Annotated in this window: 14 protein-coding genes, 1 tRNA gene and 3 pseudogenes; 9 read left to right on the top strand and 9 right to left on the bottom strand. The window is 62.6% G+C overall.

Going from position 1 to position 13,131, the window contains the following annotated elements; all coding sequences use genetic code 11:
- Window positions 1-7: 7 nt before the first annotated feature.
- A complete protein-coding gene (locus tag EI171_RS39905) occupies window positions 8-1,654 on the bottom strand; it encodes a flagellar hook-length control protein FliK (RefSeq protein ID WP_161536484.1) in 1,647 nt (548 codons plus the stop codon).
- 343 nt (window positions 1,655-1,997) lie between these two features.
- On the opposite strand from EI171_RS39905, the gene mnmA reads away from it, so the two are divergent.
- The 4 genes and pseudogenes from mnmA to EI171_RS39885 all read left to right on the top strand — a co-directional run bounded on the left by mnmA (window position 1,998) and on the right by EI171_RS39885 (window position 4,574).
- Window positions 1,998-3,179, top strand: coding sequence for a tRNA 2-thiouridine(34) synthase MnmA (gene mnmA / locus EI171_RS39900; RefSeq protein WP_161536483.1), 1,182 nt, complete (start codon window positions 1,998-2,000; stop codon window positions 3,177-3,179).
- A gap of 21 nt (window positions 3,180-3,200) precedes the next feature.
- Window positions 3,201-3,839: a class I SAM-dependent methyltransferase gene (locus EI171_RS39895; protein WP_011089732.1), complete on the top strand. Its 639-nt coding sequence runs from the start codon at window positions 3,201-3,203 to the stop codon at window positions 3,837-3,839.
- 44 nt (window positions 3,840-3,883) lie between these two features.
- Window positions 3,884-4,245: pseudogene (locus EI171_RS46260) on the top strand (hypothetical protein).
- Between the two features lie 252 nt (window positions 4,246-4,497).
- Window positions 4,498-4,574, top strand: a tRNA-Met gene (locus EI171_RS39885).
- Window positions 4,575-5,027: 453 nt separating this feature from the next.
- Here EI171_RS39885 and EI171_RS39880 read toward each other — a convergent pair.
- The 4 genes from EI171_RS39880 to EI171_RS39860 form a co-directional block, all read right to left on the bottom strand.
- Window positions 5,028-5,237, bottom strand: a complete 210-nt coding sequence (locus tag EI171_RS39880) for a helix-turn-helix domain-containing protein (protein ID WP_074077374.1) — start codon at window positions 5,235-5,237, stop codon at window positions 5,028-5,030.
- A gap of 96 nt (window positions 5,238-5,333) precedes the next feature.
- Complete coding sequence (locus EI171_RS39875) at window positions 5,334-6,668, bottom strand: AAA family ATPase (protein WP_246740658.1); 1,335 nt, start codon at window positions 6,666-6,668, stop codon at window positions 5,334-5,336.
- Window positions 6,669-6,710: 42 nt separating this feature from the next.
- On the bottom strand, window positions 6,711-7,127 hold the full coding sequence (locus EI171_RS39870; protein WP_161536481.1) for a hypothetical protein: 417 nt from the start codon (window positions 7,125-7,127) through the stop codon (window positions 6,711-6,713).
- Between the two features lie 426 nt (window positions 7,128-7,553).
- Window positions 7,554-8,444, bottom strand: coding sequence for a transglutaminase family protein (locus EI171_RS39860; protein ID WP_028173125.1), 891 nt, complete (start codon window positions 8,442-8,444; stop codon window positions 7,554-7,556).
- Between EI171_RS39860 and EI171_RS46955 the strand changes: the two are divergent.
- The 3 genes and pseudogenes from EI171_RS46955 (at window position 8,437) to EI171_RS39850 (ending at window position 10,073) form a co-directional block, all read left to right on the top strand.
- A pseudogene (locus EI171_RS46955) lies at window positions 8,437-8,939 on the top strand (hypothetical protein). The gene EI171_RS39860 and the pseudogene EI171_RS46955 overlap by 8 nt on opposite strands.
- Before the next feature lie 536 nt (window positions 8,940-9,475).
- The gene (locus EI171_RS39855; protein ID WP_074077371.1) at window positions 9,476-9,691 is read left to right on the top strand and encodes a hypothetical protein; all 216 of its coding nucleotides are present in this window, start codon (window positions 9,476-9,478) and stop codon (window positions 9,689-9,691) included.
- A gap of 220 nt (window positions 9,692-9,911) precedes the next feature.
- Complete coding sequence (locus EI171_RS39850; protein ID WP_074077757.1) at window positions 9,912-10,073, top strand: DUF2934 domain-containing protein; 162 nt, start codon at window positions 9,912-9,914, stop codon at window positions 10,071-10,073.
- 153 nt (window positions 10,074-10,226) lie between these two features.
- Here the strand turns inward: EI171_RS39850 and EI171_RS46250 are convergent, their stop codons facing one another.
- Entirely contained in the window at window positions 10,227-10,838 is a 612-nt protein-coding gene (locus EI171_RS46250) for a PAS domain S-box protein (RefSeq protein ID WP_246740657.1), read from the bottom strand.
- Window positions 10,839-10,872: 34 nt separating this feature from the next.
- On the opposite strand from EI171_RS46250, the gene EI171_RS39840 reads away from it, so the two are divergent.
- On the top strand, window positions 10,873-11,055 hold the full coding sequence (locus EI171_RS39840) for a carbohydrate porin (protein WP_246740393.1): 183 nt from the start codon (window positions 10,873-10,875) through the stop codon (window positions 11,053-11,055).
- On the opposite strand, the gene EI171_RS39835 is transcribed toward EI171_RS39840, so the two are convergent.
- The 3 genes and pseudogenes from EI171_RS39835 to EI171_RS39825 form a co-directional block, all read right to left on the bottom strand.
- Window positions 11,052-11,486, bottom strand: a complete 435-nt coding sequence (locus EI171_RS39835; RefSeq protein WP_011090440.1) for a DUF3147 family protein — start codon at window positions 11,484-11,486, stop codon at window positions 11,052-11,054. The genes EI171_RS39840 and EI171_RS39835 overlap by 4 nt on opposite strands.
- Window positions 11,487-11,491: 5 nt before the next feature.
- Complete coding sequence (locus EI171_RS39830) at window positions 11,492-11,833, bottom strand: DUF3147 family protein (RefSeq protein WP_038967813.1); 342 nt, start codon at window positions 11,831-11,833, stop codon at window positions 11,492-11,494.
- 20 nt (window positions 11,834-11,853) lie between these two features.
- A pseudogene (locus tag EI171_RS39825) lies at window positions 11,854-12,216 on the bottom strand (divalent metal cation transporter); the annotation flags it as partial.
- Window positions 12,217-12,586: 370 nt separating this feature from the next.
- Between EI171_RS39825 and EI171_RS39820 the strand changes: the two are divergent.
- Entirely contained in the window at window positions 12,587-13,129 is a 543-nt protein-coding gene (locus EI171_RS39820; RefSeq protein WP_211434525.1) for a phosphatase PAP2 family protein, read from the top strand.
- Window positions 13,130-13,131 lie beyond the last annotated feature (2 nt).

Raw genomic sequence — 13,131 nt, 5'->3', positions numbered from 1 at the left:
ATACTCCTCACACTCTGATGTCGACGCCGCTGCTCGATCCGAGCATGCGGCCGTAGCCGCGTCCCACGGGCGCTGCGGGAACGGTGTCGTCCTCGCTGATGATCAGGCGGCGGGCATTGCCGCCATTGTCGTTGTTCTGGCCGGAGTTCTGGCCCGACGAATTCTGGTCGCGCAGGCTGAAGGAGAGCCCGTTGCTGCCGGTCTTGAAGCCGGCATCGTCGAGCGCGCGCTGCAATTGCGGCGCGTCCTGCCGCAGCATCTGCAGCGTCTCCGGCTTCTCGACGGTGAGATGCGAGGTGACCTGGCCGTTGCGGTCGACATTGATGCGGACGTCGATGCGGCCGAGATCGACCGGATCGAGGCTGATGTCGAAGCGCGTCTTGCCGGCGCGCGCGGCGGCCGCGATCTCGATCGGCACGGCGTTGATCGGCACGGCGGTCGAAGTTGCCGCCGTCGCGGTGAGCGTTGCGGTGGATGCCGTCGCGGCCGACGTCGTCGTGGTCAGGGGCGCCTGCACGGCGGAGGCCGCCTGCGCGCTGGTGTCGGTCGCGGCTACGTTGGCCGGCGCATTCGCATGGGCGTGCGTGGCCGGTGCGCCAGGCTCTGCATCGGCGGCTCGGTCGGCGGGAGCAGCCTTCGCGTCGGTCGCGCCGGCATCGTCTTGCGGCTTGGCCGCTTGCGGATGCGCGGCGGCGCCCGTCGCGGTCGCCGGCGTTTGCGCGGTCGCGGCATTCGCCTTGCCCGCGTCCTGGCCGATATTGGAGACGTCGCTCGCGCCTGGCGCGGTGGCGGCGGCCTTGAACGAGGTCTTCGGCGTGCCCTGGTCAACGGCGGCGGCGATCAGCCCGCCATTGGTCTTGGCGTCGGTCGCGGTGCCGTCGGTGGTGCCGGTCGCGGCGTCCGCGAGCGTCGCCGAGGTCTCGGCATCGACCTTGGCGCCCGCGGCCTTGGCGCTCTTGTCGCCCGCCGTCGCGGTATCGGTCTTGGCGCCGGCGATCTGCGCCGCGGTGGAGGCGCTGGCGGCGAGGCCGGCGGCGGCGATCGTCAGCGGCGAGGCGGCGGCATCGCCGGCCTGGTTCGCCGCAGCGTTCGGATCGAGAGGCACGACCGGCGCGGTCACCACGATCGCGTTCGGATCGGGCACGGCGGCCTGGGTCGCGTCCACTTGCGCGGCCGCGGCGGCATCGATTGCGACGGCGGCGGCGAGCCCGTCGGTGCCGTCGGCCTTGTCGCCCTTGGTCTCGTCGGACTTGTCCGCCGATTTGGCGTCGGACGCCTCCGGCTTGTCCTTGGTCTTGTCCTTGCTCTTGGCCGACGCCGTGTCCGTGGCTTTGGCCGGATCGTCCGTCGTCTCGCTCCCGGCGGGCGCGGAATTGTCGGTGTCGTCGCTCGCCTTGCTCTGCGAGGACGGGTCGGTCGAGGAGGTGTCGCGCGGGCTCTTGTCCGACGCGGACGACGCCGAATCGGTCCGCCGCGGCGCGCTGTCCTGCGCCTGCGAGGCCGCGTTGTTGCTGATCGCCTGGGTATTGCTGTCGACCAGCGAGCCGAAGGCGTCGTTCGTCGACGTGTCCTTCGGCCCTTGCGAGCGTGCAGTCTTTTGCTGCGCGCTAGGAACCGGCACGCTGGCAGCTACATCTGACGTCCGACCGACCACAGGCGACCTCTTGAAAACATCTTCGGTACAGGGGTAGCAAGGAGCGGGCCAGCGCTGAGCGTGGAAAATTTAGAAGTAAAATCAATATCTTGATGCGTCGAGCTTGCTACCGCAGGGCCCTCCGCGACCCCGCCATTTCTGCCGCCCCGGCAAGAATTGCCCTAAGCCGGCCTCCCCTGTGATTGCTTCACCGGAATGCCCCCTATATTAAAGAGATCGCTCTCAGCCGCTTTCGACCGGGCCAGTCGCGCCCTGCGGGAACCGAAGTTCCCCGGGACCACCGATGTCCCGGCCAAAGGCACATCGCGGATCGCCGAACGCCGCCGTCACACCTTAAGAACCCATGCTCAACAGTCTGGATCTCGAAGGCCGTCCGCAGGACACCAGGATCGTCGTCGCCATGTCGGGCGGCGTCGATTCCTCGACGACGGCTGCGCTGCTCAAGGCTGAGGGCTACGACGTCGTCGGCATCACGCTGCAGCTCTACGACCATGGCGCGGCGACCCATCGCAAGGGCGCCTGCTGCGCCGGCCAGGACATCCACGACGCCCGCGACGTCGCCGCCAAGCTCGGCATTCCCCATTACGTGCTCGACTACGAGGACCGTTTTCGCGAGTCCGTCATCGACAATTTCGCCGACTCTTATGCTCTTGGTGAAACGCCGGTGCCGTGCATCGAGTGCAACCGCTCGGTCAAGTTTCGCGACCTACTCAAGACCGCGCGCGAGTTAGGGGCCCAGGCGCTCGCCACCGGCCATTACGTCGCCTCGCGCCGTCTCGACGACGGCTCGCGCGCGTTGGTCTGCGCCGCCGATGCCGATCGCGACCAGAGCTACTTCCTGTTCGCGACCACGCAGGAACAGCTCGACTATCTGCGCTTTCCGCTCGGCGACATGACCAAGCCGCAGACGCGCGAGCTCGCGCGCCGCTTCGGTCTTGCGGTCGCTGACAAGCACGACAGCCAGGACATCTGCTTCGTGCCGACGGGGCGCTACACCGACATCATCACCCGCCTGCGGCCGAACGCGATGGACCCCGGCGACATCGTCGATCTCGACGGCCGCGTGCTCGGCCGGCACAACGGCATCGCCAATTTCACCGTCGGCCAGCGCCGCGGCCTCGGCATCGCCGCTCACGCGCCGCTGTTCGTGGTGCGGCTCGAGGCCGCCAATCGCCGCGTCGTCGTCGGCCCGCGCGAGGCGCTGAAGATGCACCGCATCAGCTTGCGCGACGTCAACTGGCTCGGCGGCGGTGATATCGATAGCGCCATCGGCAATGGCCTCGAGATGTTCGTGCGCGTGCGCTCGACGCGCAGCCCCCAGCCGGCGTGGCTGCGCGGCGCTGGCGGCCATTACGAGATCGAGCTCGTCGCCGGCGAGGAGGGCGTCTCGCCGGGCCAGGCCTGCGTGTTCTACGATGCGCCCTCGGGGCAGGCCCGCGTGCTCGGCGGCGGCTTCATCCAGAGCGCCGCGGCGAAGGTTGCGAGCAACGCTGCGAGGCCGCTGGTGGAAGCGGTGCGCGGCTAGAAAATTTCCGGGGCAGGGGGCATGGCAGCAGACATCTCGCGGGCCGGGGTCGAGAAGGCCTATGGCCGCTGGGCGCCGGTCTACGATCTCGTGTTCGGCAAGGTGTTCGACGCCGGGCGGCAGTCGACCATCGCGGAGGCCGACCGCATCGGCGGCCGCATCCTCGATGTCGGCGTCGGCACCGGGCTTTCGCTGTCCGACTATTCGCGCACCACGAAGATCTGCGGCGTGGACATCTCCGAGCCGATGCTGCGCAAGGCGCAGGCGCGCGTGCGCGCGCTGCGGCTCAGCAATGTCGAGGTGCTCTCGGTGATGGACGCGAAAAACCTCGCCTTCCCCGAAAACTTCTTCGATGCGGTGGTCGCGCAATATGTCATCACCGCCGTGCCAGATCCCGAGGGCACGCTCGACGAATTCGTGCGCGTGCTGAAGCCCGGCGGCGAGCTGATCCTCGTCAACCACATCGGTGCCGAGAGCGGTCCGCGCAAGCTGTTCGAGCTCGCCTTCGCGCCCGTCGCCCGCCGCCTCGGCTGGCGCCCGGAATTCCCGTGGCAGCGCCTGGTCGACTGGGCAGCGAAGCACGGCGGCATCACGCTCGCCGAGCGCAGGCCCATGCCGCCGATGGGACACTTTTCGCTGATCCGCTACCGCAAATCGTGATCATGGGCTCGGAACACGCGGGCTTGGCCGCGCGTTTCCCTCCCATGCGCACGACATCAAAACTCCTCGTTGCGGGCCTCGTCATCGCCGCGTCAGGCGCCGCGATCGCGCAGGCCCCGCCGCTTCCTGCGACGCCGCCGCAAGCGACCGCGCCGCCATCGGCGCAGCACGCCGCCAATTGCCTGCCCCAGGACCGCCCGAACCGCGCCGCCGTACCCGACGGCACCACCACCGGCCAGTCCCGGGAACCGCTCGGCGACAGGCTGGCCAAATCCGACGGCGTGCTCTGCCCGCCCTCGGGCGTAGACCCCGACATGCACGCCCCCGCCCCCGAAAGCGGCGGCAACACCCCCGTCATCCCGCCCCCGGCAGCCCCGGCGGCGACCCGACGGTCCGGCCGAAATAGGCTCGCTCTTCCTTCGCCTCTCCCCGCCCGCGGGGAGAGGCCGGAGCGCATCGAAGATGCGATCCGGGTGAGGGGGACTCTCCGCGAGTCTGGTGCCCGAAATCGCGACTCCAGCGCCTAAAGGGGCCGGTTTTCCCCTCTCAAGCGCCATATCCGTCAAAGCTTTCGCAAACCCGGATTGACAGCCCGCCGCCCCCTTCCTTATATGCCGCGCGTTCGCGAGATCGGCGGTTTCGCCGTTCGCGACCCTGTGGCGGGGTAGCTCAGCTGGTTAGAGCACGGGAATCATAATCCTGGGGTCGGGGGTTCGAGTCCCTCCCCCGCTACCATAAAGCCGTTTGAAATCAATATGATATGCGGATTCGGCGCGAGCGCCGCATCTGAGACACCTGTGCCGTAGCAAATCGGTAGCGTCTCAAGTTTCTCGCGATTCGTAATCGAATCCTTGAAGGGCTTCGGCGGCCTGAATCCTTCAATTGAGCAATCTTTTCAGTTTTTCCCCGGGCCCGGGCCCTGAGTACCGCAATGCTTTCGGGCCCTGCCAAAGAAACTGCATCAAGCTCAGACCAGAACGGAGAGGATTGCACTCCGAGGGTGCGTCATTGGTCGGTCTCAAACCTGCGGGAGCGGAGCCGCGCGGGCGCTGTTGCAAGCGTCGCACAGTCGCCAACCTCACATCTCGAACCCTAGCAGTGCATCCTTCGTGGATCGTGGATGAAATCCTCTTGCGAAGCTTCCGCCGGGCAATGTTTGTCTGGATAGTTTCACCCTTGGTGATGCGACTATTCAGCTTGCGCGGCCGTGACGGCAGGTAGGCGCCTGACCCAGTCACCTAGATCCGTCGCTAAAATAAGGGTGCGCCGTCCACGCTTGACGGCACGTAGCTCGCCCGACCGGATCGCTTGATAAAGTGATGAGCGACCGCTGCACGCGAGGTTGCAGGCTTGAGCGATGGTGTACACTAGGGGGCTTGGCGTCGCTGCGGTATCCATTGTTGATCCTCCAGTGGTTCGGGATAATTCGTCCGTGCTGCCCGAGGACAAACCCTCGGAACGTTGCCTTCAAAGAAACAAACTGAACTTCGCCTGTCACCCAGGCCCCTTCACAACCGCTTTTCGCCAGACGCCCCGTTCTTCGCTTCCAAGGTAATGCCATTCGAATCCTTGGTTAAATCGGGCACTCCCGCTTCTCCCTCCGCAGACCCCGTCAAGTTGGGCTCGCGCCGATGCAGCGTTGGGGCTCGATTGCTGAACGCGGCCCCGCCGCAACACCTCCGAAACCTCCGCGCCCGCCACGCGCCCACGATCCATCAACCGCTGCGCCACAACCTCGACCACCGCGCGGTTTGCCTCGAGGAGTGACCGCGCGGCCGCGACCGCGTCAGCGAGCTCGCGAGCCACTCCCTCTCGGACCTCCGCAAATGATAACAATGTTCGCGTATCATCACGTGGACCGAAGTAGGTGATGTAATCCGCGCCAATCACTCCGAGCGAACCGACCATGGCGGCGGCCAGCGAGGTCGCATGGTCGAGGTCCGACTCCCGTGCGCCGCCCGCACCATGCGAGCCGGCACCGAGCAGCAGTTCCTCGGCAGCCCGTCCGGCCAAAATCACCTGGAGCCGCCGGCGATAGACCTCAAGCGTTCCTGCGCAAGCCGGAGCAGTGGTGCGCACCAACCTGCCGCCGCGTGAGCCGACCCGGGCCGTATTCGCAAACACGTTGTCGGGACCGAAATGGATCACGTCGGCCACAAGGTGGCCGGCTTCGTGCACGCAGTTGCGCCATCGCAGCTCGAGTGGCCGATCGTCGTTCGTCACCAGTGCGCCGCGCAGGTCGCGCAAAGCGAGAGGCCGGCCTCCGTCATTGCGCGCCGCGCGGCGCGCGTCCTTGACCACGCGCTCGACGTCCGCACCGACCATGCCGATAGCCAACTCGACGATCGCGGTCAGGTCCTCTTGCTGTAAGTCGCCGCGCAAGCGCACCCTGAACATGCGCTCCAGTTCGGCAGAGTCCGGCAAACCAATATTGACGATCTTCTCCAGGCGACCCGATCGCAGCAAGGCGGGTTCGCAGCGACTGATTGCGTTGGTCGCGCCGATGACCAAAACGCCCTCACGCCCTTTGATGCCGTCGATTTCGGCAAGCACCGCGTTCACAACTTCCACAACATAGTCTCGCCATGCGTGGGAAATGCTGGCGCGGTCAGCGATCGAATCGATCTCGTCGATAAAGACGCACGATGGAACATTGGCGCGTGCATCCTCGAAATCTTGCCGCACGGAACGCAGCAGATGGCCGAGGTTGCCCTCGCCAGACCCTTGCCACTTGGCCAGCGACGCACTCATCATGTGAAGGCCGGCTTCGCGGCAAAATACGGCAGCGAACGTCGTCTTGCCGCAGCCAGCCGGGCCGTTGAGTGCGATTCCTGACGAGATTGCAGAAGACCACGAGATATGTCCATCTTTCTAGGATTTGATGTCGGAGATTGTCGCCTCGGCGCAGGCGCGGGCCTCGCCCAGCCCGTGCAGATCCGACAGTGTCAGATCACGCGCCGCCTTGAGCTTGTCTTTTGCATCGCTCAAGCGCTGGAGTTCGGCAATGCATTGGGCGGGCGTACGATCGAACCGAACCGCAATGACAAGGTCTGTTAAGGTCGTTTGCGCTACAATCCTGCTGTCGATCGCCTGCCGACAGGCTCCGCCGGTCACGAGCCTTATCACCCGAACAATGGTCGCGGCGTCAAGTCTTGGAAAGTCGATCCGCGCCGTGGCGGCGTGACGCAGAGTGCTGGGACGGAAACGCTGTGCGAAGCGCTGATAGTTGGCATTGGCCTCCGCATAGCCGGGCGCGTCCTCGAGGGTGCGATTTATCGCACTCCGCAATCGGCCCAGGTTGTTCGCGAGGTCGAAGTTCCCGGATGCCTGCGCGCGCTCCTGTGCCCCGAAGTCGGTCTATAAGACTATGCGGCTACCAGCGGTCGCGGCGGCAATTTCTGAGTCGATCCAACTCGATCTCGCGGTGGTCGGCGCACCGCTGGCGTATCGAGTGGCGAAGTCACTTCTCCAGGACGCAAGCGTTAGCGCCCGCGTCTGGCGGATCTCTCAATCAAGGTTTTGGACCGGGCAGGGCACATTGCTCCTACTCGCAAGGACACGTCGTCACAACAGAAGGCGCTCTCTGAGATGTCTCGAGACGAACTCGCGGCCTTCATCGAGCGCAACCAAGCCGAGATTGACAAGGTCGAGGGCGAGCTGGCGTCGCGGGCTAAGGACGTGTCTCATTATCTTCGATGAGATCAGAGCACGGCTTCAGGTGCGATATTCGTCAATCGGCTCTGATTTCACGTTTACGGTGACTTCCATGCTGACATCCTCGCCGGCATCGCCCCAGTAGCTGCCTGAAAGTGGGATAGCCTGAGCCGGGGTTCGAGCTACGCCAACCCTAATAAGGTCCCGATTCCCGACTATTCCATTGGTTGGGTCGAACTCTACCCAGCCCGAGCCCGGGACGTAGATTGAACACCAAGCGTGTGTCGAGCCACCTCCGAGCCGGACCGGTCCATCGCGATCGGGCACATAGACGTACCCGGTGATGAAGCGGGCGGCGAAGCCGAGCGAGCGCGCGGCTTCCATCATTAGAAATGCGAAATCTCGGCAGGTCCCCTGTTGAAGGCCTATGGTTTCCGCGGGTGTTTGTGTACCTCGCATCGTGCGGCGCCGGTAGGAAAATCCCTCTGCGATCGCCTCGTTGAGCGTCATGAGTAACTGCCCGGTGGGTCGGTTAACGCCAGGCCCCATGAACTTGGAAAGCCATTCGTCGACGGCTGTATCGCTTGGATAATGGCGACGGATGTATGGGTCTAAATCCGGCAGCTCGTTGCCGTCATAAGCGAACGGATGCTCCCGGGCGTATTCCTCGATCCGAAAGTCTGGAGCGTTCTCTGGAGTATGCTCAAGACGAATTGTCGTTTCAAACTCCAGCACCTCTGCCAAAGTATTGAAGTCAACCAGCGTGAGGCAATTGCCGAAGACGTCATGTATCCAGCGAATTTCGACGGGATCCGGTTTTACCACAAGTTGGCAGTCGAGCAGCCGCTGATCAAAGCTATCTCGCGGACGAAAGAGCATTTGATGCTGCCCAAGCTTTACGGGCGTGGGATAGCGATAAACAGTGCTGTGGTGGACAGTGTAAATGGTCATCGCATGCGCTCGGAACCGCAAGATAAGACCCGGTCTTGCCCGTAGTCCGCAAGCGGAAATCGATTTGTTCGTCCCGCATAACTGTCCTTCATTTCAGCAGCATAGCCGAAGTGGAGCGAGGAACAAATCAGGGCTGGGCGCGCTTTGTCTGTCACGGTCAACGGCGACGGGTAGGGAGACGGCTGAAGGGCAATTTCCCGTGGTCGGATGCATCAAAGATCCATCCGGCGTCGCCGCGCTATATTTAGGAAAAAAGGAAGGTAAGAAGCTTGTCTATATGGGCAAGGTCGGAACGGGCTGGGACCCGACTACGTCCGGCAAGATGCGTCGGGCTCTCGACACCGTGATTAGTCCAAAGAGTAAACTGAGTAAGCAACTCAAGAACCGAAAGCTACCTGGGTTGAGCCTGTTTTTACAGCAGAAATTGAGTATCGCGATATCACGTCAGAAGGACTGCTGCGTGCCAGTGCCCTAAAAGGATTCTCCAGGTCTTGACGTTTGTTAGGTCTGGTTTCCGACTTGAGGTGTACGATGACTCTATCACCGCGCGGATCGTGCTTATATCGGTGATGAGAACGCCAATTGCGCTCCCAGCTTTCTCGAACGAAAGGAGCGCGCCATGCAGAAACGGCGTCGTTTCAAACAAACCGAAACTTTGGATGAACGTCTTGCAAGGGAAGCCGAGAGGTTGAGGGCGGAGGTCCAGGCAATGCCGCCGGGTCTCGAACGCGAACATCTTCTTCGCAAAGCGAAGCAGGCAGAAACAGCTTCGCATATGAATGACTGGCTCAGGTCCCCTGGCTTGCAGCCGCCAAAATGAAAAAATCTCCGTTGATAGTTCACGCGGCTCTACTGCTTGGGCGGGCTCGCAAGACGCCGGTCGGCCCCGCTCGAAACGATCTGCGGCAGTTGGCGCAAGGCCTCCTAAGACTTCACAAAGCAGGACTGCGAGCCAACGTGGAGGTCGTCGAGGCGAAGTACCGGTCGACAGTCCACTAGGAACGGCGGGCGGTGCTGCGGGTTCTGCTTTAATGAGCGAACCTATCCCTTGGCTGATTGAGTCTTCCATAAAGATCGCCTGGAATTATCTGGAGCGTACGGGCGAGATTGGGAATGCTTCAGAAGCCAGCCGCTTTCTCCTGAGGACTGTCGATGCGATGGTCCTCAAGGGAGAACATAGAAAGCTGATGCTCGCGAACCGCGCCATCGAAGCCTACCAACGCCATCGACGGGTGATCGCAGCATGACCAATTCCCATTGCCCAGTTTGCCATGGTCTCGGTTGGGTCTGCGAAAATCATCCGGACAAGGCGTGGACCGAAGGTGCGGGAGGCTGCCAGTGTGGCGCCGGTATGCCGTGTGTCTGCAACAGCGACGTGGATGGCGTACCCGACATCGAGGCGGTCATTGTAGAAATTGACACCGATCCCAAGCGACTCAATTGAGCACGAACAAGAAGGGGCTACAAATGAACCATCGGATTGACGAGAGCATTGCGGCCCGGGCCTACGAGTTGTGGGAGCAGGCAGGTAAGCCAGAGGGCCGAGACGAAGACTTTTGGCGTTTGGCCGAGCAGGAATTGCTCAACGAGGATCAAAGCTCACCTCGACGCACACCGGATACGCTTTAGGCGAGGGCTACCCGTCATACCCGCGCTTGCCGGCTATCATCTGCCCTGCGCAACCCTGAGGAAATTTGGCAGGCGGTCTTTCGAAGCCACCATGGAGAACTGGTCCAGTGCCGGCAAGGTCTCGGCCCTGACTGTCCGCAGACGGATCGTCCGTCATCTCCATTGAGAAGCCGAAGGGTTTGGAACGCTTTCCGTACAGATATTTTGATTTAGTCGCGGATTTCGAGCGAGTTGCCGCGTCCTGGTATCAGAGAAGGTCGAATTGATGGCTTCCGTCAAAGCGGAATTGGATAGATACTTTGAATTGTTCCGGCGACGGGTGCCCACGAAGGTGTCGACCTTCATTCTGTGGCTACAAGAACCATCCTCGTTTTTGGTCCGTGTCGTTGTCGCCTGTTTGCTCATCCTAGGAGGCGTCTTCAGCTTTCTGCCTATCTTCGGACTCTGGATGCTGCCTCTAGGCCTTCTTCTTATCGCACAGGACATCCCTGTTCTACAGAAGCAGCGTTGCGTGTTCTTCCATGCGACGGGATAGTGCCTCTCAGCTCGCTTGCGATTGGTGATGTCGTGCTGAACGCGAACCGCATAAAGAAAGCGCCCGTCAGCATCGCGGACGCTCGACGACGTCACCTGGGCCCAGATATGGCCGCCATCCTTGCGGGCAATGCGCTTTTCGATGCTGCAGCGCTCGAACTCGCCCGCGAGCTGGCGCTGGAATTGACGGCGATCCTCCGACACATCTTCCGGATGCGTCTCGTCGAAAATTGTTAGGCCCAGCAGTTGGGCCGCCGAATAACCTGTGAGCGAAGGCCTTCTAACCGCCGTCTATCAGTACCAGATCAGGGATGGCTGCACGCTGCAGCCCAATTTTCAGTACATTATTCACCCCGGTGGAGGAGCAACGAACCCTTCAGGACCTCTAGCCGGAACGCCACTCGAGAATGCTTCCGTGTTCGGCTTGCGGACGACTCTTAAATTTTAGGAGGGACTTCCGAAACGTAGTTCGCGCCGTAGGCGCCACATGAGGACGGCGACCGCGAACCAGACGAGCGAACCCGCTGCGAGGCAGAGCGCGGGCTGTAAAGCGCGTCCGTGCCAGATGAAGAGCGCGAAGCAGGCAAGGCCCAGACTTCCCCATCCGGCCCCGGCGGCATCAAGTGCGGCGGCAGCCTTTCCGCGTCGCTGCCCGCGCAGGCCGTTTTTCTCCTTGCGCTCACGCTCATGCTTCTCGATCAAGGTCGCACTGGCACAGAAGATCGCCGGAAAGGCCAGCATCAGCCCGCCGGCCTCCGGCCCTGCCCCGTCCGCGACAAGGCCAGCCACCACGGTTGCCAACCCGCCCAATGCAAAACGCACGACATATTCGTAAAGTCGTCCCTGCTTGAGTGCGGAGAACTTGAAGTGGACAACCATAGTGGTCAGCCTATCAAAAATTGCTTGAGGCCTATCGCGGCCACAAGCCAGATCGCGAAAGCGGCGAGGGTGGCCTTGAGCGCCGACCATTCGGCCCGTATCAGCAACTGACAAACAGCAACGCTGTAAGCCGCGAGCGCGATCGAACCGAGCATCATCGAGCGGCCTTCGATCGCAACATAGTCGCCGCCATGTTTTGAGAAGGCGAGGCCGAGCGTTGCTAGAGCTACGGAGGGCGCGGCGCCAAACAATCCCGCGAAGCTCTTGGGCCGCAGCACGTCGCCTATGACCGCAAACAGGGAAACGACCAAGCCGCCAATCAGAAAGCGCAGCGCGTAGTCCACCATTTCCTCCTTGATCGCCGTTTCTAGGACGATCTTGGTACCAGCATGCTGACCGCCATGCCGACGATGCAAAGAGCCATCGCCGCCGTCGACGCCCAGCCGAGCCAATACAGCCAGCCTTCGACCACGAGCTTGCCCATCACGTCACGCCGTCTGACAAGCAGCATTAAAACGGTCATTACCGGTGCTGCTAGCACCCCGTTAATGACCGCACTCCAGTAAAGCGTCTTGATCGGATCAATTGGCGTGAAATTGAGCGCCACACCGAGGCCGACCGAGAGGGCAAGCACCGAATAAAACGCCATGGCCTGCCGCGGTTTGCGGGCGAGGCCAACGGGGCATCTGCGGCCTTCGCCAATGGCATAGGCTGTCGAGCCGGCCAGCATCGCATGAATATTACATCAGGGCTGCTCAGGGCACTTTGACAGTCCTTTGGCCGACAGGCTCGCCTGACCTGTGCCGCTGGTTTAATGGTGCCAGAAGATCGCGAGCAGCAGAATGATCGGCAACGGTATGCCCAGCAACCACAACAATGCGCCTCGTCCAAAGCCCATGGCTCTCTCCTCCAGTGATCTGTCCCTCGCATCCAACGCGTCCGTCCGGCGCACAGTTCCTCGCCGGGAACGGTTTTCGAGGCGGTTGATTGAAAGACCAGGTCGACTTGCTCTGCTTTCCAATCGCTCTTTTACGGAGATTGCTGCAGGGCATAAGGACATCTGCGAGAGAAGGCAGTCGATGACGATACGAGTACATCCTTTGTCCGCCGATATCGAACTTGCGCGTGCGATTGCGCGACACACCCGTCCGCTGCCGGAGCGGATTTCGGGCGCGCTGACCTGGGGAGCGGATGAGCATATTCTGACCGCGGTAGCCGTCGGATGGTGGCTCTGGTGTCGCGCCAAACCACTGCCGCAGCGGCACGCAAGCGATCATGTGCTGCTGACGACGCTCGCCTCTGTCCTGTTGCCACACCTTCTAAAAACGCATTTTGACCAGGTGCGGCCGGACCGGCGCACCGTGCGCGGCCATCTGCATGGCATCCCACTCTCCGGCCGCGCGCTGGATGCGTTCCCCTCGGGGCATGCCGTGCATGTCGGTGCCCTCGCATCCGCCGCCGCGGTCCTGTCGCCCGCCAAGCGCAATCTCGCGTGGGGCCTCGGCGCCGTTCTGGTGTCGACGCGCGTGTTCCTGCTGGCTCACTGGGCAAGTGATGTACTTGCGGGTCTGGCGATCGGAGTCGCGCTGGAGCGCGTCATAAGGCGGCTGACGGGATTTGGTCGTCAGGGAAGATCGGGCTAGTC

Origin of the sequence: Bradyrhizobium sp. LCT2 (genome assembly GCF_009931255.1) — a bacterium.
Lineage (GTDB): Bacteria > Pseudomonadota > Alphaproteobacteria > Rhizobiales > Xanthobacteraceae > Bradyrhizobium > Bradyrhizobium diazoefficiens.
The sequence above is the reverse complement of the archived record's forward strand: the minus strand, read 5'-3'. Positions and strand labels throughout refer to the sequence as shown.